The 20,143-nt window shown below is 69.4% G+C and carries 6 protein-coding genes; 3 read left to right on the top strand and 3 right to left on the bottom strand.

Going from position 1 to position 20,143, the window contains the following annotated elements:
- Window position 1 precedes the first annotated feature (1 nt).
- Window positions 2–11,935, top strand: coding sequence for an autotransporter-associated beta strand repeat-containing protein (locus tag HYN04_RS13765; protein ID WP_110450021.1), 11,934 nt, complete (start codon window positions 2–4; stop codon window positions 11,933–11,935).
- A gap of 16 nt (window positions 11,936–11,951) precedes the next feature.
- Here the strand turns inward: HYN04_RS13765 and katG are convergent, their stop codons facing one another.
- Complete coding sequence (gene katG / locus HYN04_RS06555) at window positions 11,952–14,138, bottom strand: catalase/peroxidase HPI (RefSeq protein WP_110450020.1); 2,187 nt, start codon at window positions 14,136–14,138, stop codon at window positions 11,952–11,954.
- Window positions 14,139–14,256: 118 nt separating this feature from the next.
- On the bottom strand, window positions 14,257–15,237 hold the full coding sequence (locus HYN04_RS06550) for an oxidoreductase (protein WP_110450019.1): 981 nt from the start codon (window positions 15,235–15,237) through the stop codon (window positions 14,257–14,259).
- Between the two features lie 171 nt (window positions 15,238–15,408).
- Here HYN04_RS06550 and HYN04_RS06545 point away from each other — a divergent pair, with 171 nt between their 5' ends.
- A complete protein-coding gene (locus HYN04_RS06545; RefSeq protein ID WP_110450018.1) occupies window positions 15,409–16,953 on the top strand; it encodes an acyl-CoA synthetase in 1,545 nt (514 codons plus the stop codon).
- A gap of 3 nt (window positions 16,954–16,956) precedes the next feature.
- Here the strand turns inward: HYN04_RS06545 and HYN04_RS06540 are convergent, their stop codons facing one another.
- Window positions 16,957–18,813, bottom strand: a complete 1,857-nt coding sequence (locus HYN04_RS06540; protein ID WP_110450017.1) for an alkyl/aryl-sulfatase — start codon at window positions 18,811–18,813, stop codon at window positions 16,957–16,959.
- 192 nt (window positions 18,814–19,005) lie between these two features.
- Here HYN04_RS06540 and HYN04_RS06535 point away from each other — a divergent pair, with 192 nt between their 5' ends.
- On the top strand, window positions 19,006–20,082 hold the full coding sequence (locus HYN04_RS06535) for an aromatic ring-hydroxylating oxygenase subunit alpha (RefSeq protein WP_110450016.1): 1,077 nt from the start codon (window positions 19,006–19,008) through the stop codon (window positions 20,080–20,082).
- Window positions 20,083–20,143 lie beyond the last annotated feature (61 nt).

The raw sequence follows: 20,143 nt of genomic DNA, 5'->3' as shown, positions 1-20,143 counted from the left end.
CGTGACGCCGCGCCCCTTCCCCCGTCCCGGAGAGCTGAGGCCCCGCCTGCTGGCGAGCGTCTTCGGCGCCTCCCTGCTGGTGGCGGGCCCCGCCCTGGCCGAGGGCCCCGCCCTGCCCTCCGGCGGTTCGGTGGCGGCGGGGGTGGCGAGCATCACCAGCGGGGACGGAGCCGTGACCGTCACCCAGTCCACCAACCGGTCGGTGATCAACTGGAACAGCTTCTCCGTGGGCCAGGGCCGGACGGTGGCCTTCGACCTGCCCTCGACGACATCGGCGGTGCTGAACCGCGTGACGGGGGACCTGCCGTCTTCCATCGCCGGGGCCCTGACCTCCAACGGACGGGTCTTCCTGGTCAATCCGAACGGGGTGGCCATCACCGCCTCGGGCGAGGTGCGGGTCGGCGGCGGCTTCACGGCCTCGAGCCTGGATGTCAGCAACGCCGACTTCATGGGCGGACGCCTGGTCTTCACCGGCGCGTCCCGGGCCGAGGTCTCCAACGCCGGCGCCATCTACGTGGCCGAGGGCGGCCAGGTCGGGCTGATCGGCGGCGGGCGGGTGCGGAACACCGGCCTGATCTCGGCGCCCCTGGGCCAGGTGGCCCTGGGCTCGGGCTCGGCCATCACCCTCGACCCCGGCGGAGACGGCTTCCTGCAGATCCTCGCCCCGCCGGTCCTGGAGGCGGATGGGGGCGTCGACGTCGGAGGCCGGGTCCTGGCCGCGGGCGGGCGGGTCGTCGTGCGGGCCGACGCGGTGCAGCGCACGGTGCGCGACCTCGTGAACCTGTCGGGTGAAGTCAGCGTCGCCTCGGCCCGGTCCGAAGGCGGGACCGTCATCCTGGACGCCGGGGCCGGCGGCCTGGCGGCCAGCGGCCGGATCGACGCGACCTCGGGCGAGGCCAAGGGCGGTCGCATCGCCCTGGGGGGCGATTCCATCGCCCTGGCGGGCGCCCGGCTCGACGCCTCGGGTGCGGAGGGCGGCGAGATCACGGTGGGCGGCGGCTGGCAGGGCGCGCCCGTGCCCGGGGTCACCACGGCCCGTTCCACCCAGGTGGACGCCGACAGCCGGCTTGAGGCCTCGGGCTCGGCCGGGGCCGGCGGCCGGGTCATCCTCTGGTCGGACGATGACACCCGGTTCCGGGGGCGGATCCTGGCGACCGGGACAGGCGGCGACGGCGGCGTGGCGGAGGTCTCCAGCCACGGCGTCTACCTCTTTGACGGCCAGGTGAACCTCCTGTCGACCGGCGGCAGGGCCGGCCAGCTCCTGCTCGATCCCTACAACGTCACCATCTCCACCGGCGCCGACGCCAACCAGAGCGGGTTCACGGCCACCGGCGACTCCGCGGTGATCAACGTCACCTCCCTGCAGAACGCCCTGGCCGGGGCCAGCGTCACCGTCTCGACGGGATCGTCCGGGACCCAGGCCGGCAACATCACCCTGTCCAACGCCCTGTCCTGGAGCGCCAACACCACCCTGACCCTGAACGCGGCGGGGGCGATCACCCTGAACGCCGCCGTGACCAATTCCGGGACGGGCAGCGGGCTCGAACTGATCTCGCCCGGGACGATCAGCCTGAACTCCGCCATCGCCAATTCCGGGGTCGTGACCTTCAACGGAACAGGGGGGCTGACGGGGTCGCTCACCGGGACCGGAAGCTTCGTGAAGACCGGCGCAGGCGCCCTTACGACTGGTTCATTCGCGACCCTGACCTGGACGGGGGCCACGACCATCTCGTCCGGGACCCTAGACTTCCGGTCCACCTGGAATTCGGGGAACCACCCGGGCAACATCGAGATCGCGCCGGGCGCCACCCTCAGCTTCTGGAACGGCAGCCAGACCCTGTCCGGCGTCATCTCCGGCGCCGGGACCCTGACGACGAGCGGCAGCGGCGGCCCGGTCCTGACCCTGACCGGGCAGAACACCTTCAACGGCACGATCCAGACAGGGTCCTATTCCGTGACCATCGGGGGCAGCGGCGTCCTGGGGGGCGGTAATTTCTCCGGATCCCTCGTCACCAATTCCACCGGAGCGGGCGCAGGCGGCTCCTTCCGGTATGCCTCGACCGCCGACCAGGTCATCTCCGGGCCCATCAGCGGCGGGGGCAATGTGGTGAAGGACACCGCAGCCTCCACACTGACCCTCAGCGGCGCCGCCACTCAAAGCGGCGGGACGACCGTCAGCGCCGGGACCCTGGTCTTCGGGGGCGCCTCGACCCACTCAACCGCAGTGGTCACCATCAACGCGGGCGGGACGCTGCGGTATTCGACCTCGGCCAGCCAGGCGCTGAATATCACCGGCGCTGGCGCCCTGATCAAGGACACGGCGGCCTCAACCCTGACCTGGTCGTCCGTTGCTCCGAGCTATACCGGCCCCATCACGATCGACACCGGCACGATCGATCTCTCGAATGGCGCCGTGTTCGGGGGCGCCAACGCCATCGCCATCGGACCCGCAGGGACCCTGAAGTTCTCGAGGTTTAGCGGCTACACCCACTCCGGCGTCATCTCGGGGACGGGCACGCTCACCCAGGCCGGGTCGCCGATCACCCTGACGGGCGCGAACCCCTTCAACGGCACGATCAACATCATCCCGACCAACCAGTCCCTGATCATCGGAGGATCGGGCTCCCTTGGCGGCGACAACTTCAGCGGCGCGATCAACAACGCCGGGACCTTCACCTACAGCTCCACCGCCAACCAGACCCTCTCCGGCGTGATCTCGGGCGTCGGCGGCCTGACCAAGAACACCAGCGCCGCCTCGACCCTGACCCTGACGGCGGCCAACACCTTCACCGGGGGCATCACGAACAGCGCCGGGTCCCTGGTGATCGGAGGCGCGGGGAGCCTGGGCGGCGGGACCTACGCCGGCGCCATCAGCAACGCCGGCACGCTGCGCTACAGCTCGAGCGTCGACCAGACCCTGTCCGGCGTCATCTCCGGCGCCGGGGCCCTGGTGAAGGACACCGCCGCCTCGACCCTCTACCTGACCGGGGCCAACACCTACACGGGCGCGACCACCCTCGCGGCCGGCAACCTGAGGATCGACGCGGCCAACGCCTCCTCCGGCATCACGACTTCCGCCGGAACGCTCCTGAGCTTTTCCAACGCAGGGGCCGTGACCTACGCCGGCGTGATCTCCGGTCCCGGTGACTTCCGCAAGGGGGCCGCCGGGGTCCTGACCCTGACCGGCCTGAACACCTTCACGGGAAACACCGCAATCACCGCCGGGACGCTGCGGATCAGCGGCTCAGGCTCCCTCGCCGGAGGAAGCTATGCCGGCGACATCAGCAATGTGGGGACCTTCCAGTACGGCTCCAGCGCCAACCAGACCCTCTCGGGGGTGATCTCCGGCGCCGGGAGCATCACCAAGGACACGAGCGCCAGCTCGACCCTGACCCTCACGGGGACGAACACCTACACCGGCGGAACGACCGTTTCCGCCGGGACCCTGCAGATCGGCGGCTCGGGCAGCCTCGGCAACGGGGACTATGCCGGCGCAATCGCCGTCTCGGGGACGTTTCGGTACTCAAGCTCCGCCGACCAGACCCTGTCGGGGGTGATCTCCGGTGGCGGCAGCGTGTTGAAGGACACCGCCGCCTCCACCCTCAACCTGACGGGCGTGAACACCTACCTGGGGGGCACAACGCTGGGCGGGGGCGGGACCCTCCGGATCAGCGGCGCGGGCAGCCTTGGTTCAGGGTCTTACGCCGGCGCGGTCAGCATTGGCGCCGGCTCGACACTGCAGTTCAGCTCAAGCGCGACCCAGACCCTGTCCGGGGGCATTGCGGGCGCAGGGTCGGTGGTCAAGGACACCTCGGCGAACACCCTCATCCTGTCGGGGAACAACAACTATGTGGGCTCCACAACGGTCTCGGCCGGAACCCTGCGCCTGGTCGGATCCAACACCACCTCGACCATCAACCTGGCGACCGGGACCCTGCTGGACTACGCCAATACAGCGGCCCAGACCTACGCCGGGGTGATCGCCGGCGCCGGAGCCTTCCAGAAGTCGGCGGCGGGGGTCCTGACCGTCAGCGGCGCCAGCACCTTCACCGGCTCCACCACGATCACCGCCGGCGAGCTCAAGATCGGGGGCGCCGGGACCTTCGGCGGAGGGACCTACGCCGCAAACATCAGCAACGCGGGGACGCTGCGCTATAGCTCCAGCGCTGACCAGGTCCTGTCCGGGGTGATCTCCGGGGCCGGGGCCCTCATCAAGGACACTGACGCCGCCTCGACCCTGACCCTGACGGGGACCAACACCTTCACCGGGGCCATCACCAACACCCTGGGGACCCTGACAGTCGGCGGCGCGGGGAGCCTGGGCTCCGGGACCTACGCCGGGGCGATCAGCAACGTCGGCACGCTGAGGTACGCCTCCAGCGCCGACCAGACCCTGTCGGGAGCGATCTCCGGCGCGGGAACCCTGGTGAAGGAGACCGCCGCCTCTACCCTCACCCTGACCGCGATCAACACCTACACCGGGGCCACCACCCTCTCCGTGGGAACCCTGCGCCTGACGACCACGAACGCCACCAGTGGGATCGCAATGGCGGCGGGAACCCTGCTCGACTACGCCAACGCCGGCGCCGTGACCTATGCCGGCGTGCTCTCCGGGGCGGGCGCCCTGCAGAAGTCGGCGGCGGGGGTGCTGACCCTCAGCGGCGCGAACACCTTCACCGGCGGCGTGACCTTCGCGGCCGGTACCCTGCTCCTGAACTCCGCAGGGGCGATCGGCTCGTCCGGCGCCCTCGCCTTCTCCGGCGGGACCCTGCAGCACAGCGCCAACAACCTGGCGGACCATTCGGCGCGGATCCTGTCGACGGGCGGCCAGCAGGTGCGGATCGACACCAATGGCCAGTCGGTGACCTACGCCACGGGGCTCGACGGCGCGGGGACGACGCTCAACAAGCTCGGGACAGGAACCCTGACCCTGAGCGGGACCAGCGGATACACTGGCGCCACGACCATCACCGCGGGGGAGCTGAAGATCGGAGGCGCCGGCTCCCTGGGCGCGGGGACCTACGCCGCCGGCATCAGCAACGCCGGGACCCTGCGCTACAGCTCCAGCGTGAACCAGACCCTTTCGGGCGTGATCTCTGGCGCCGGGGCACTGATCAAGGACACCGACGCCGCCTCGACCCTGACCCTGACCGGGGTGAACACCTTCACCGGGGCCATCACCAACACCCTCGGGACCCTGGCGGTCGGCGGCGCCGGGCAGCTGAACTCCGGTTCCTACGCCGGCGCCATCAGCAATGCGGGAACCCTGCGCTACAGCTCCTCGGCGGACCAGGTGCTGTCGGGCCTCATCTCAGGCGCGGGATCGGTGGTGAAGGACACCAGCGCGACCAGCGTGCTGACCCTGTCAGGAACCGGCAACACCTTTACAGGCGGCGCCGCCCTCAACGCCGGAACCCTGCGGGTGTCCAGTGGCAATGCGTTGGGCTCGACCGGTGCGATCTCGTTCGCCGGCGGCACTCTTCAGTATAGCGGCAACAGCCAGGACTTCTCCGGTCGCTTCCTGACCACCGGTAACCAGCCGATCCGGATCGACACAAACGGGCTTAGTCCGACCTTCGCTTCGGTCATCGCCGGGGCGGGCACCAGCCTGACGAAGCTGGGCGCCGGCGTGCTGACCCTTTCCGCCACGAACACCTTCACCGGGGACCTGAGCCTCTCCGGGGGCGAGGTCCGGCTCTCGGGTGCGGGGACCCTGGGCGGCGGAAACTATGCAGGCGCGATCGCCATCGCCTCCGGCGCTGTCTTCTCCACCGGCTCCAGCGTCAGCCAGGTCCTGTCTGGGGTGATTTCCGGGTCGGGCGAGATTACCAAGACCTCCAACAGCGGGGCCCTGCTCTCTCTGACGGGGGCCAACACCTTCGGCGGCGCCATCACCATTCTCTCCAATGCCGGGACGATCCAGGTGGGCGGCGCCGGCGTCCTCGGCGGCGGCGTGTACAACGGCGCGGTTACAATCGGAAATGCGGGGGTCTTTCGGTACAGCTCCTCTGCAGACCAGGTCATGTCCGGGGTGATCACGGGTTCGGGAGCCTTCACCAAGGACACCGGCGCCTCAATCCTCACCCTCTCCGGCGCCAACGGCCTGACCGGAACGACGACTGTCAGCGCCGGGACGCTCCGGGCCGGCGCGGCGAACGGCATCAGCGGCGCCTCCACCACCAACGTCAACGCACCGGGTATCCTGGACGTGAACGGCTTCTCCGTCACGACGGGCGTCCTGGGCGGCGGCGGCACGGTGACCAACAATGGGGGCTCCCCCGGTACCCTGACGATCAACTATGGCTCTGGGTCCTCGACCTTTGCGGGCGTGCTCCAGGACGGCGCCTCCCCCCTGTCCCTCGCCAAGACCGGCGGCGGGACCCAGCTGCTGAGCGGCGCCAGCACCTTCACCGGCGGCATCACGATCACAGGCGGCTACCTCGGGCTCTCGGGCGCCGGCGTCCTTGGGGGTGGAAACTACAGCGGGGCGATCTCCATCGCCTCGGGGGCGGGCTTCTCCACGGGCTCAAGCACCAACCAGGTGCTGTCCGGGGTGATCTCCGGGACGGGCGACCTCGCCAAGACCGCCAATATCGGGGCCCTGCTGACCCTGACCGGGGCCAACACCTTCAACGGCACGATCAGCATTGCGGGCAACGCCGGGACGATCCAGCTCGGCGGCGCCGGCGTCCTGGGCGGAGGGACCTATTCCGGCGCCATCTCAATGGGGTCCGCCGGCGCCATTCGGTACAGCTCCTCGGCCGACCAGGTGTTCTCAGGAGCGATCTCCGGGGCCGGGGCCCTGACCAAGGACACGGGGGCCTCGACCCTGACGCTGGCGGGCAGCGGGACGGCCACCTTCATGGGCGCCACGACCGTCAGCGCAGGCGTCCTGAGGGCCGGGGCGGCCAATGCCTTCAGCACCGGCTCAGCCATGAACGTCAATAGCGGCGGCGCCCTCGACGTGAATGGCTATGCCAGCCCAATCGGCCACCTCACCGGGAACGGCGTGGTGACGAACAATGGCGCCGCCCCCGCCACCCTCACCATCAATCTTAGTGCGGGCAACCAGACCTTTGCGGGCGTGCTCCAGGACGGCGCCTCGGCCCTGTCCCTGGCCAAGGCGGGGAACGGAAACCAGTTCCTGACGGGCGCCAACACCTTCACCGGCGGGATCAACGTCAATGCCGGGCTGCTTGCACTTTCCGGCTCCGGCACGCTCGGCGGCGGGGCCTACGCCGGCAACATCGCCATCGCCTCGGGCGCCGTCTTCGACCCCCAGACCAGCGCGGCCCAGACCCTCTCCGGCGTGATCTCCGGGGCGGGCGGCCTCAACTACACCGGCGGCGTCGGCGGCAGCCTGACCCTGACCGGCGTGAACACCTATACCGGCCCCACCACCCTCGGCGGCTATGGGGTGCTCACGATCGGCGGAGCCGGGGTTTTGGGCGGCGGGACGTATGCCGGGAATATCGTCATCGGCGGCTCCTCTTCCTTCCGCTACAGCTCCTCTGCTGATCAGACCCTGTCCGGGACCATTTCGGGCGGGCCTTTCACCAAGGACATCGCCGGATCGAAGGTCACCCTCACCGGCGCCTATACAGCGGGCACCCTGACGGTCAACGCGGGAGAGTTCATCCTGGGCGGGGCTGGCACCCGCTCCGGAGGCAATCTTGTTATCGGCGCCGCTGGAACCTTCCGCTCCAGCACAAGCGCCAACCTCCAGTTATCTGGCAACGTCAGCGGCGCCGGGACATTCATCAAGGATACTTCGACCTCCAGCCTCACCCTCAACAATACAATTGGCCTGACAGGCCCCCTCATCGTGAACGCCGGGACCCTCTTCGTGGGTTCAAGCAACTTCGTCGCCAATAACCTTGTGCTCGGCCCCGCGGGCATCTTCGATTTTTATTGTAACTGCAGCTACCCGGACATCGGCGTCCTGTCGGGCTCCGGTCGCGTGACCTCCAGTTTCGCGGGAAGTAGAAGCATCAGTATCGCAAGCGGCGACTTCTCGGGGGTGATCGAGAACGGCGCCGGCACGGTCGGCCTCGTCAAGAACACCGCCGGGACCCTGATCCTCCGGGGCGCGAACACCTTCACCGGACCGATCACGGTCAACACCGGGACCCTGCAGTTCGCCGATGCGACGACCCTGGCGGGCGGCGCCTATGCCGGGAACATCACCAACTCGGGGACGCTGCGCTACTCAAGCTCGGCGGACCAGACCCTCTCCGGCGTGATCTCGGGCAGCGGGACGCTTGTCAAGGACACGAACGCCTCGACCCTGACCCTGACGGGCGCCAACACCTACACCGGCGCCACGACCATAGGCGCGGGGACCCTGCGCATCGGCGCCGCCGGCGTCCTAGGGAACGGGACCTATGCCGGGGCCATCAGCAATTCGGGCGTCTTCCAGTTCAGCTCGACGGCCGGCCAGACCCTTTCGGGCGTGATTTCCGGGACCGGGACCCTGGTGAAGGACACCGGCGGCGCAAGCACCCTCATCCTGTCGGGCAACAACACCTATACCGGCGCCACCACCCTCTCGGCCGGGACCCTTCGCCTCGTGGGCTCGAACAGCACCCCGACCCTCAACCTGGCGACCGGGACCCTGCTGGACTACGCCAACACGGCGGCCCAGACCTATGCCGGGGTGATCGCCGGTGACGGAGCCTTGCAGAAATCGGCGGCCGGCGTCCTGACCCTGACGGGCGTCCAGACCTACACGGGCGGCACCACGATCACGGCGGGCGAGCTGAAGATCGGCGGCGCAGGAAGCCTGGGCTCGGGGGCCTACGGCGGGGCGATCAGCAATGCGGGTATCCTGCGCTACAGCTCCACGGCGGATCAGGTCCTCTCGGGCGTGATCTCGGGCGCCGGCGGCCTCGCCAAGGATACCAGCGCCGCCTCGGTCCTCACCCTCAGCGGCGCCAACACCTACACCGGCGCGACGACCTTCGGCGCCGGGTTCGTGCAGCTGGGCTCAGCCGGCGCCCTCGGCCCGTCCGGCGCCCTCGCCTTCTCCGGCGGGACGCTGAGGCACGGCGCCGCGAACACGGTCGACTACTCCGCCCGCATCCTCTCCACGGGCGGCCAGCTCGTGCGCATCGACACCAACGGCCAGGCCGTGACCTGGGCGGGCGGCCTGTCGGGCGCCGGGACGAGCCTGACGAAGCTGGGCGCGGGGACCCTGTCCCTGACCGCGAACAGCGGGTTCACCGGCGGGCTCACCATCGCCGAGGGGGAGCTCCGCTTCTCCGGCGCGGGCGCCCTGGGCGGCGGGACCTATGCCGGGGCGATCAGCAACGCCGGGACCCTGCGCTACAGCTCCACAGTCGACCAGACCTTCTCCGGCGCCCTTTCCGGGGCCGGGGCCCTGGTCAAGGACACGGACGCCGTCGCGGTCCTGACCCTCACGGGCGTGAACACGCTGACCGGTCCCATCACGATCGACGCGGGGACGCTGAAGATCGGCGGGGGAAGCGTGCTGGGCGGCGGGGCCTATGCCGGCGACCTGGCGAACAACGGCGTGCTCCAGTTCGCCTCGAGCGCGGACCAGGTGCTGTCGGGCGTGATCTCCGGGACGGGATCGGTGGTGAAGGACACCAGCGCGACCTCCGTCCTGACCCTGAGCGGTGCGAATACCTTTGGCGGGCAACTCAAGGTCGACGCCGGCAAGGTCGAGCTCGACGGCTCCTGGTCCCCGGTCGGCGGGGCCGCCTCCGTCCGCGTGGGCGCCGACGCCCGGCTCGAGGGCTCCGGCGTCGTCAGCGCTGCGACCCTGGCCCTGGCCGGGCCGGGCCATGTGGACCTCGATGGCCCCAACCAGGTGGACGCCATCTCGGCGACCGGGACCATTGGCGGCGTCTCGCTGGTCAATGCCCGCTCCCTCTCGGCGGGATCCATCCAGGCCACGGACATGATCCGCCTGCGGGCGGCGGGCGCAGGATCCGACCTGGTCCTCGCGCCCATGGCCGTCCTGAACTCAGCGGCGACCGGCGACGCGGTCGTACTCGCCGCGGACCGGAATTTCCTGAACGACGCCGGGGCCGGCGCGGTCACAACCCCGGCCGGACGCTGGCTCATCTATTCCCAGAGGCCCGCAGACAACCGTTTTGGCGGCCTCGACAGCCAGAAGGCCGCGCTGTGGGGCCGCGTCGCCCTGGCTCCCGTGCCCGAAGCCGGAAACCGCTATGCCTTCACCCATGTCCCGACCCTGACCATCGACTCGGTCTCGATGGCCAAGTCGTTCGGCGTGGACGTCTCGGCGGCGGTCGCGACGAGCTATACCGTGCAGGGCCTGGAGGCCGGGGTGAGCGGCGCCTTCCTGGGCGACGCCCTGGGATCGACGGTGACAGGGACCCCGCATGTCTTCTCGGACGGCTCCCCCGCCAGCGCCGGATACGGGGAGTATGCGATCCTGACGGCGCGGGGCAGTCTGTCTGCGCCGGCCGGCTATGTCCTGCAGTTCCGTTCGTCCGGTGTGCTGACCGTCGACAAGGCCGTACTGACGGTGCAGGCCCGCAACCTCTCCAAGGTCTATGACGGCCGGGTGCTCCCGACCGGAGCCGGCGTGGACGTCACCGGATGGATGAATGGAGACAGCCTCTCGAACCTTACAGGCGCCCTGACCTATTCGGGTTCCTTCGTGGGCGCCGTCGATGTGGGCGCCTACCAGATCCTGCCCGGGGGGCTGTCCAGCCCGAACTACAGGATCACCTTCCTGCCCGGAACCTTGACCGTGACGCCCGCCCCGCTGGTGGTCCGGGTCCTTCCCGTGAACCGCACCTATGACGGCGCGGCGTTCAGCGGCGGCGCCGTGACCTATGCCGGCTTCGCGAGCGGCGAGACGCCATCGGTCCTTGGCGGGGCCCTGGTCCTTGGCGGCTCGGCGCAGGGCGCCGTCAACGCCGGTGACTACGTCCAGACCGCCTCGGGCCTGACCAGCCGGAACTACGCGATCCGCTTCGAAGACGCTGGCCTGACGATCCGCCCGGCAGCCCTGACCATCACGCCCCGGGATGTCAGCCGGACCTACGACGGCACGGCCTTCAGCGGCGGCAGCGTGGTTCTCCAGGGCTTGGCGGCCCGCGACACCCTGGCGGATCTCAGCGGGACCCTTGCCTTCGGGGGATCCTCGCAGGGCGCGGTCAACGCCGGGACGTATGACATCACGGTCTCCGGGCTCTCCAGCCCGAACTACGTGATCCGGTTTGAGCGTGGGGCCCTGGTCATTCGCCCGGCTCCGCTGAACATTACGGCGCGGGACGTCAGCCGGACCTACGACGCCACGGCCTACAGCGGAGGCAGCGCCACCGCGGACGGCCTGGCGGCCCGCGACACCCTGGCGGATCTCAGCGGGTCCCTTGTCTTCGGGGGCGCCTCGCAGGGCGCGGTCAACGCCGGGACGTATGACATCACGGTCTCCGGGCTCTCCAGCCCGAACTACGACATCCGCTTTGTCGCGGGCCGGCTCAGCATCGCCAAGGCCCTGGCGACGGTCGCCGCCGATCCCGTGACCAAGAGCTTCGACGGAAAACCCTTTACCGGCGGGACCACGGTTACGGTCTCAGGCCTCGCCGGGCAGGACACCCCTACCGTGCTGAACGGCGAGGTGGTCTTCACGGGCCCCAGCCAGGGCGCCGTGCAGATCGGCACCTACGAGATCCTGCCCTCGGGCCTGACCAGCCAGAACTACGAGATCCGGTATCTCGCGGGCACGCTCCAGGTCGTTCCCGCACCGATCACCGTGACGTCGCGCCCCCGCCTCGAGTACGTCTGCCGCGGTGTCATCCGGCTGCTGGGCGAGGCCGCCTGCACGCCCGAGGACGTCTATGCCGACTTCGTGGCCGAGCCCCGCTGGCTGACCCAGGGCTTCATGCCGATCCGGGTGCTCGTCCCCGACCTGAGGTTGAGCGCCCGGATCGACTGAAGCTTCCCGACGGGGATCAGGCGAGGTCGAACCTGTCCAGCTCCATCACCTTGGTCCAGGCCTTCACGAAGTCGGCCGTGAACTTCCCGGCGGCGTCGTCCTGGGCGTAGACCTCGGCCAGGGCGCGCAGCTCGGAGTTGGAGGCGAAGACCAGGTCGGCGCGGGTGGCGGTGCGGACGACCTTGCCGGTCGACCGGTCGCGACCCTCGAAGAGGTCATCACCGGCGGGGGTCCAGGCGACATCCATGTCCAGGACGCGGACGAAGAAGTCGTTGGACAGGACGCCGACGCGGTCCGTGAAGACCCCGTGAGCCGCGCCGCCGTGGTTGGCGCCGAGCACCCGCAGGCCGCCGACCAGGGCGGTCATCTCCGGAGCCGTCAGGGTCAGGAGCTGGGCCTTGTCGACCAGCAGTTCCTCGCCGGGCGCCGTGACGCCGGCGCCGCGATAGTTGCGGAAGCCGTCGGCCCGGGGCTCGAGCACGGCGAAGGAGTCTGCGTCGGTCTGCTCGGCCGTCGCATCCGTCCGGCCCGGGGTGAAGGGCACGGTGATGGACTGGCCGGCGGCCTTGGCCGCAGACTCGACCGCCGCGGAGCCGGCGAGGACGATCAGGTCGGCCAGAGAGATCTTCTTGCCGCCCTTCTGGGCGGCGTTGAAGCGCGCGCGGACGCCTTCGAGGGCCTCGAGGACCCGCGAGAGCTGGGCCGGCTGGTTGGCTTCCCAGTCCTTCTGCGGGGCGAGGCGGATGCGGGCGCCGTTGGCGCCGCCCCGCTTGTCGGACCCGCGGAAGGTCGAGGCGGAGGCCCAGGCGGTGCTGACCAGCTCGGGGATGGCCAGGCCTGAGGCCAGAACCTCGGCCTTCAGGGCCGCGATGTCGGAGGCGTCAACCAGGGGGTGGTCGACGGCCGGAACCGGGTCCTGCCAGATCAGGACCTCGGCCGGAACTTCCGGGCCGAGATAGCGGGCGCGCGGGCCCATGTCGCGGTGGGTCAGCTTGAACCAGGCGCGGGCGAAGGCGTCGGCGAAGGCCTGCGGGTCCTTGTGGAACCGGCGGGAGATCGGCTCGTAGATGGGATCGAACCGCAAGGAGAGGTCCGCAGTCGTCATCATCGGGGCGTGCTTGACCGACGGATCGTGGGCGTCGGGGATCATGTGCTCGGGGCGCACGTCCTTGGCCCGCCACTGATTTGCGCCGGCCGGGCTCTTCACGAGTTCCCACTCATAGCCGAACAGCATGTCGAAGTAGCCGTTGTCCCACTTGGTCGGGTTGGGCTTCCAGGCGCCTTCGATGCCGCTGGTGATGGCGTCGCCGGCCTTGCCGGAACCGTGGGTGCTGAGCCAGCCGAAACCCGCGGCCTCCATCGGGGCGCCCTCGGGCTCGGGGCCGACATGGGAGTCGGGGCCGGCGCCGTGGGCCTTGCCGAAGGTGTGGCCCCCGGCGACGAGTGCGACAGTCTCCTCGTCGTTCATGGCCATGCGGGCGAAGGTCTCGCGCACGTCCCGGCCGGAGGCGACGGGATCGGGGTTGCCGTTCGGGCCCTGCGGGTTGACGTAGATCAGGCCCATCTGGACCGCCCCGAGGGGCTGGGCCAGCTCACGGTCGCCGGAATAGCGGTTGTCGCCGAGCCATTCGGCCTCGGGTCCCCAGTTGATGTCCTCTTCAGGCTCCCAGATGTCGGCGCGGCCGCCAGCGAAGCCGAAGGTCTTGAAGCCCATGGACTCCATGGCGACGTTGCCGGCCAGGATCATCAGGTCAGCCCAGGACAGGCTGTTGCCGTACTTCTTCTTGATCGGCCACAGGAGGCGACGGGCCTTGTCGAGGTTGCCGTTGTCCGGCCAGGAGTTGATCGGGGCGAACCGCTGGTTGCCCGTGCCGCCGCCGCCGCGGCCGTCGGAGATCCGGTAGGTGCCGGCGCTGTGCCAGGTCATGCGGATGAACAGCGGGCCATAGTGACCCCAGTCCGCCGGCCACCAATCCTTGGATTCGGTCATCAGGGCGGTCAGGTCCTTCTTGACCGCCGCCAGGTCGAGCTTCTTGAACGCCTCCGCGTAGTCGAAGCCCGGGTCCATCGGGTCGACCTTCGCCGAACGCTGGCTCAGGATCTTGAGGTTCAGACGGTTGGGCCACCAGTGCGCGTTGGACTGGATGCTCACATTGGTCCGGCCGCCATGGCCGAACGGGCACTTGCCTTCGGATGAGGACATGTTGCTTCCCTTTAGCTCTCGCCGCCGGGAAGCCCGGAGCGTCTTGAAGCCTAGGTAGGAAGTCGAGCTCCATCGGGCAAATCGATTCTTTCCATTCGTACGATTGCCTGCATCAATATCAGGCCTGCGCCCCGGCGCCGGTCGTCTCGGCGGAGACGGTCCAGAGCCGTTCGGCGCTCTCGGGATCAAGGGCGTAGGGCATGACCCCCGCCATGGGGGCCTCCGCCGACCAGGGCGCAGCCTCGGCGCAGTTCTCCAGGTAGAGGCCGCCGATCCCTTCCAGTTCCGGCCCAACGGCCGCCCAGATGCTGGTGGAGGCGCCCTGCTCCGGCGTCTTGAAGCCCTCCCGCGCAGCGCCGGTCTCGGGATCGATCCATCCCATGGCGACCATCTCCTCGCGGGCCATGTGCCGCTGGAGGGGGGTCATGATCCCGCCGGGCATCACCGCATTGGCGTTGATCCCCCGACCGGCGAACCGGCGGTTGAAACCAACCGCGAAGAGGCTGTTAGCGGTCTTCGCCTGGCCGTAGCTTCCCCACTTCTCGTAGGGGCGGGTCCGGTAATGGATGTCGTCCCAGACGATGTCGGAGCGGCGGTGACCGATCGAGGACAGGCTGACCAGGCGCGAGGGCGCGCCGCGCGCCTGGGCGCCCCGCTCGAGCGCGGGCGCCAGGAGGACGCCCAGCAGGAAGTGGCCGAAGTGGTTGGTGCCGACCTGCATCTCCAGGCCGTCGGCGGTGCGGTCCAGCGGACAAGCCATCACCCCGGCGTTGTTGATGAGGAGGTGCAGAGGGCGATCGCCCCACCGGGCGCCCAGTTCCCGCACCGAGTCCAGGCGAGAGAGGTCCAGCATCTCGAACCGCGCGCCGGGGCCGGTCGCCGTCCGGTTGATGTCCGCGACAGCCTGTGCCGCCAGGTCCGGCTTGCGGGCGGCGATCACCACCTCGGCGCCCGCCTCGGCCAGGGCCCGGGCCGTCTCGACGCCAATGCCCGTCGCCGCCCCGGTGATGAGCACCGTCCGCCCGGACAGGTCCTGGCCGGAAACAACCTCCCGGGCCGTGGAGAAGGTCCCGAAAGGTGACGTGATGCGTTGAGCCATGGCCCCACTCCTCTTCCCCCGCGACGGGCGGGGTTTGCAGGCACCGAACCTCGCACGCCCGGGGAGGCGGCGTCCACCTCGGGGCCAGGCCTCGCGCCCGGGGGTTCAATTCGAAGGCTGTTCACCCCGCCCCTGTCGTGATTGCATCCCCGGAAAAGGGAGGAGACCGCCATGGGCAAGCTGTGGTGCGGCGATCGCGAGACGACGGCCGAGGCGATCCGGGAACGCGCCCTGAAGGCCGCCTCCGGTCTGGAAAGCCTGGGGGTGAAGGAGGGCGACGCCGTCGCCTTCTGCCTGAGGAACGAATTCGCCTTCTTCGAGATCGGCCAGGCTGCCGGCATCCTCGGAGCCTTTCCCGTCGCCGTGAACTGGCACTGCACCCTGGATGAGGCGGACTATATCCTGAAGGACTGCGGGGCCCGGGTATTGGTCATCCACGCCGACCTGCTGGCCAGCCTCCGCCCCGCGGTTCCGGAGGGGGTCCGGATCCTCAGCGTCCGCACGCCCCAGGAAGTCGCGGGCGCCTACGGACTTGCGCCCGGGGCCTGCGAGGTCGCGCCGGGCGACCTGGAATGGGGTCCCTGGCTGGAAAGCTTCGCCCCCTGGTCGGGGCAGGCGCGGCGGGCGCCCAGCACCATCATCTACACCTCCGGAACGACGGGAAGGCCCAAGGGCGTCAAGCGTGGGGCGGCCAGCGACGAGCAGGCCCAGGCCTCTACGGCCATGCTGCTGCGCTCCTACGGCTACGCCGACAGGATGGACCGGCCCCAGGCGATCGTCACCGCCGTCGTGGGCCCGATCTACCATTCCGCCCCGAACGCCCATTCGAACGTCTCGGTGAACATCGGCGCCAATGTCGCCGTCATGCCTAGGTTTGACCCCGAGGCCCTGCTTGCCCTGATCCAGGAGAAGCAGATCACCCACCTGAACATGGCGCCCATCATGTTCAACCGGCTGGTGAAGCTGCCTCAGGCCGTACGGGACCGCTACGACCTGTCGTCCCTCCGGTTCGTGGCCCACGCTGCAGCGCCGGTCTCGCCCCCGGTGAAGCGCGAGATGATCGAGTGGTGGGGGCCGGTGATCAACGAGTACTACGGCTCGACCGAGATGGGGAACGTCACCTTCTGCACCTCGGAGGAATGGCTGGCCCATCCAGGGACTGTGGGAAAGCCCATGCCAAACGCCATCGTCCGGGTGGTCGATGCGGAGGGAAATGACTGTGCAGTCGGCGTTCCCGGCGAAGTGCTGGGCCGTAACATAGGCTCGGTGGACTTCACCTACCACGGCGACGAGGCCAAGCGGCGGCGGGCGGAGAAGTTCGGCCTGATCTCGCCGGGGGACATCGGCTACTTCGACGCCGACGGATTCCTTCACCTCTGTGACCGCAGTTCCGACATGGTGATCAGTGGCGGGGTGAACATCTACCCGGCCGAGATCGAGGCCGTGCTGCTCAAGATGCCGGGCGTGGCCGACTGCGCCGTCTTCGGCATCCCGGACGATGAATACGGAGAGGCCTTGTGCGCCGTGGTCCAGCCCCAGGACGGCCAGGACATCGCCGCCCAGGACGTCAGGATCTGGATCCGCAGCCAGCTGGCGGGCTTCAAGGTCCCGCGGGAGGTGCAGTTCAGCGCCGCACTGCCCCGCGAAGACTCCGGCAAGATCTTCAAGCGCAAGCTGCGCGAGCCCTGGTGGGAGGGACGCGAGCGGCGGATCTGAGGTTCAGGGCGTCACGATCCCGAACCAGAGGTCGAACCGGTCCAGCACCGAGAGCAGTCGTCCGAGTGCGGCCTCGCCGGGCTGGCCGGACGCCACGTCTCTGAGGTCGGCGGCGCCCATGACCAGGTCGATCAGCTGGTCCCGGCTCAGGGCGACATGCGGCGCACCCTTCCCCTCGCGGTGATGCAGGACAGCGTTCTCGATACGCAGGGTGAAGGTCCCTTCCCCGTCCGGAAACACGAGGGTGAGGTCCAGCTCCATATCGCCGGCCGCCTCGCCGTTAAGCCGCACCGAGAGGCTGTCCAGCAGGCTTTCAGCGGGCAGGTTGCGAAGCTGGCTGCCCGCCGCCTGGCGAGGCGTCTCCGACGCCGGGATCGGGGTCCGAAGCTCCTGCGCCCCGGTCAGGTAGAAGTCCCGCCAGGGCCCGGACTCGGACTGGTAGCCCATCTGCTCCAACAGGTCGGCCTGCAGGTTGCGGGCCTCGGCGTTGGCGGGATCCGCGAACACCAGGTGGTTCAGCACCTGGGCGGCCCAGCGGTAGTCACCCTCCGCCTGCGCCCGGCGGGCCTCAGCCAGTACGGCGCCTGGCCCGCCCATCGCCTGGACATAACGGCGCCCCGCCTCCACCGGCGGATGGGGGTTGAGGTTGGCCGGATTGCCGTCGAACCAGCCGAGATAGCGCTGGTAGACCGCCTTGGCGTTGTGGCTGACGGTTCCGTAGAAGCCGCGGGTGTACCATTCCGAGGCCAGGGTCGGTGGCAGGCGAAGGACCTCGGCGATCTCCGGAGCGTTCAGTCCGTGGTTGGCCAGGCGCAGGGTCTGGTCATGGATGAACTTGTAGAGGTCGCGCTGCTTGCGAAGGAAGACGTCGATCTGAGGCCCGCCCCAGCGCGGCCAGTGGTGGCTGGCGAACATCACGTCGGAGTCGGTCCCGAACAGGTCGCGGGCCTCGTCGATGTAACGGCTCCAGGACTTGGAATCCCGCACCTGCGCGCCCCTCGGGGTGTAGATGTTGTGCAGGTGGCAGGTGCAGTTCTCCGCCATGCAGAGGGCCCGGAACTTCGGGAAGAAGAAGTTCATCTCCGCCGGGGCCTCGGCGTCTGGCGTGACCTGGAAGACGATCTCCACCCCGTCCACCACCAGGCGCTCGCCCGTCCGGGAGATGGAGACCGTGGGCGGAACAAGGGCGACCTTGCCGCCGGACACGCCCTTGCCGAGGCCGGAGTCCACGTGGCCGCGGGGATCCTTCGGCAACAGGGCGCCGTACATGTAGGTCGCCCGCCGGCTCATGGCGTTGCCGGCCAGGACGTTCTCGCTGACCGCCTCCTTGAGGAACCCCTCCGGCGCAATGATGGGCAGTCCCGCGGCGATCTCCTCCGGCGAGACCACCCCGAGAATGCCGCCGTAATGGTCGACGTGGCTGTGGGTGTAGATCACCGCCGTGACCGGCCGGTCGCCCTTGTGGGCGCGGATCAACTCGAGGGCGGTCCGGGCCGGCTGGGCCGAGGTCAGAGGGTCGATGACGATGTAGCCCCGCTCGCCCTCGATGAAGGTGACCGTCGAGATATCGAAGCCGCGCACCTGGTAGACCCCGGGGGTCACCTCATAGAGCCCGTGGCGGGAGTTCAGCTGGGCCTGTCGCCAGAGGCCAGGGTGGACGCTGGGCGCCGCTTCGCCCTGGAGGAAGGCGTAGGGCTTGAGGCTCCAGGCCCCCGGAATGTCGGCGTCCGGAATGGTCGCGATGAAGCCCCGGTCGGCCAGGCGGAAATCCTCGCCGTCGTCTGGCGGAAGGCTGGCCCGGGCGGCCTCCAGGGCGGCGCGGGTGGCGGCGCTGGCGTCCTTGCGCTCGGTGTCGGTCATGGGCGTCCTCCTGGATCGCCACTTAGCCCCCGGATTAGCCAAGACCAAGCCTCTTCACCCAGGAGCATTCGGGTGGCGGAAATGTGCGCCAAGGGTCCTTGAACGGTCTGGATCATCAACCAGTTCCTTCCCGGAGCGACATACACGACAGGGTCACGACCCATTGGTGGATATCCGGATGGAGAGACAGGCATGACATCGCGGCCCCGTTTAGCGGCCTACGCCGCAGTCAGCGACGATCCGGCGAGGGCCATCGCCCTGCCGGGGGCCGCCTACACCGATCCCTCGGTCCTCGAGGCTGAGTGCGAATGGGTCCTCGGTGCGGGCTGGCTGCCCGTCGCTCGGTTGGATCAGTTGGCCCACGAGGGGGACTATGCCTGCACGGATGTGGCCGGCGCGCCCGCGGTCGCCCTCCGCGACAAGACCGGGATGCTCAGGGTGCTGTCCGCGGTCTGTCGGCACCGGGGCATGCCCGTCGTCTCCGGCGAGGGACGGACCGATGTCCTTACCTGCCCCTATCATCTCTGGCGCTACGGGCTTGACGGGGCGCTTCTCTCCGCGCCGGCGATGCGGGGATCCGAGGTCTTCAACCCCGAGGACTGCCGTCTGCCCGAGTTGCGATCGGAGGCCTGGGGCGGATGGCTTTGGGTCAACGCCAATGGAGGGGCGAAACCGCTGGCGGAATCGCTCGTCGCCCTGTCCGACCGCCTGGCGCCCCTGGCCCCCGAAAAGATGACTACGGTCGGGGTGATCGAGATGGAGTCGCCCTGGAACTGGAAGGTGATGGTCGAGAACTTCCTCGAGTCCTACCACCACATCGGACCGCACGCCCACTCGCTCCAGGCGACACACCCGGGACTGGGAACCTTCGAAGGCGACGGGAGCGACGCCTTCACCCTTCTTGAGAATCCTCCGGCCGACCCGGAGGGTCACGGCTTCGTGGTCGTGGGCGTCTTTCCCCTCGGGCTCATGTTCTTCACGGAGGACGAGGCCCCGGTGGGGGCTTGGTACCAGATCGACCGGCTTCAGCCGGACCGTTTCCGGCTGCGGATCCATCTTCTGGCGTCGCCGGCGCTTGCGGGCGTTCCCGGCTTCGCCCAGGGCTACCGGGACCAGCTGGCGGCGGTCCACGCCGAGGATATCGTCGCGTGCGAGGGCGTGCAGTCCGGGATCTCAAGTCCGCATTACCGTCCCGGCCCGCTGAGCCCGCTGGAGCGATCGCTCTGGCGCTTCCACCGTCACCTGGCGAGGCGCCTGAGCGGCGAATGACGGAAGCGTCCGACGGGCGGTTTTCTTTTCCCGGGCGGGGCGCCATATGGATTGCGACGGG

Origin of the sequence: Phenylobacterium parvum (genome assembly GCF_003150835.1) — a bacterium.
GTDB lineage: Bacteria > Pseudomonadota > Alphaproteobacteria > Caulobacterales > Caulobacteraceae > Phenylobacterium > Phenylobacterium parvum.
This window is presented reverse-complemented; position numbering and strand designations above follow the sequence as displayed.

Bases quoted from the DNA above. Each gene is read 5' to 3' on its own strand.
- katG (WP_110450020.1), bottom strand. From the start codon at position 14,138: ATGTCCTCATCCGAAGGCAAGTGCCCGTTCGGCCATGGCGGCCGGACC.
- HYN04_RS06540 (WP_110450017.1), bottom strand. From the start codon at position 18,813: ATGACCGACACCGAGCGCAAGGACGCCAGCGCCGCCACCCGCGCCGCC.
- HYN04_RS06535 (WP_110450016.1), top strand. From the start codon at position 19,006: ATGACATCGCGGCCCCGTTTAGCGGCCTACGCCGCAGTCAGCGACGAT.
- HYN04_RS06550 (WP_110450019.1), bottom strand. From the start codon at position 15,237: ATGGCTCAACGCATCACGTCACCTTTCGGGACCTTCTCCACGGCCCGG.
- HYN04_RS06545 (WP_110450018.1), top strand. From the start codon at position 15,409: ATGGGCAAGCTGTGGTGCGGCGATCGCGAGACGACGGCCGAGGCGATC.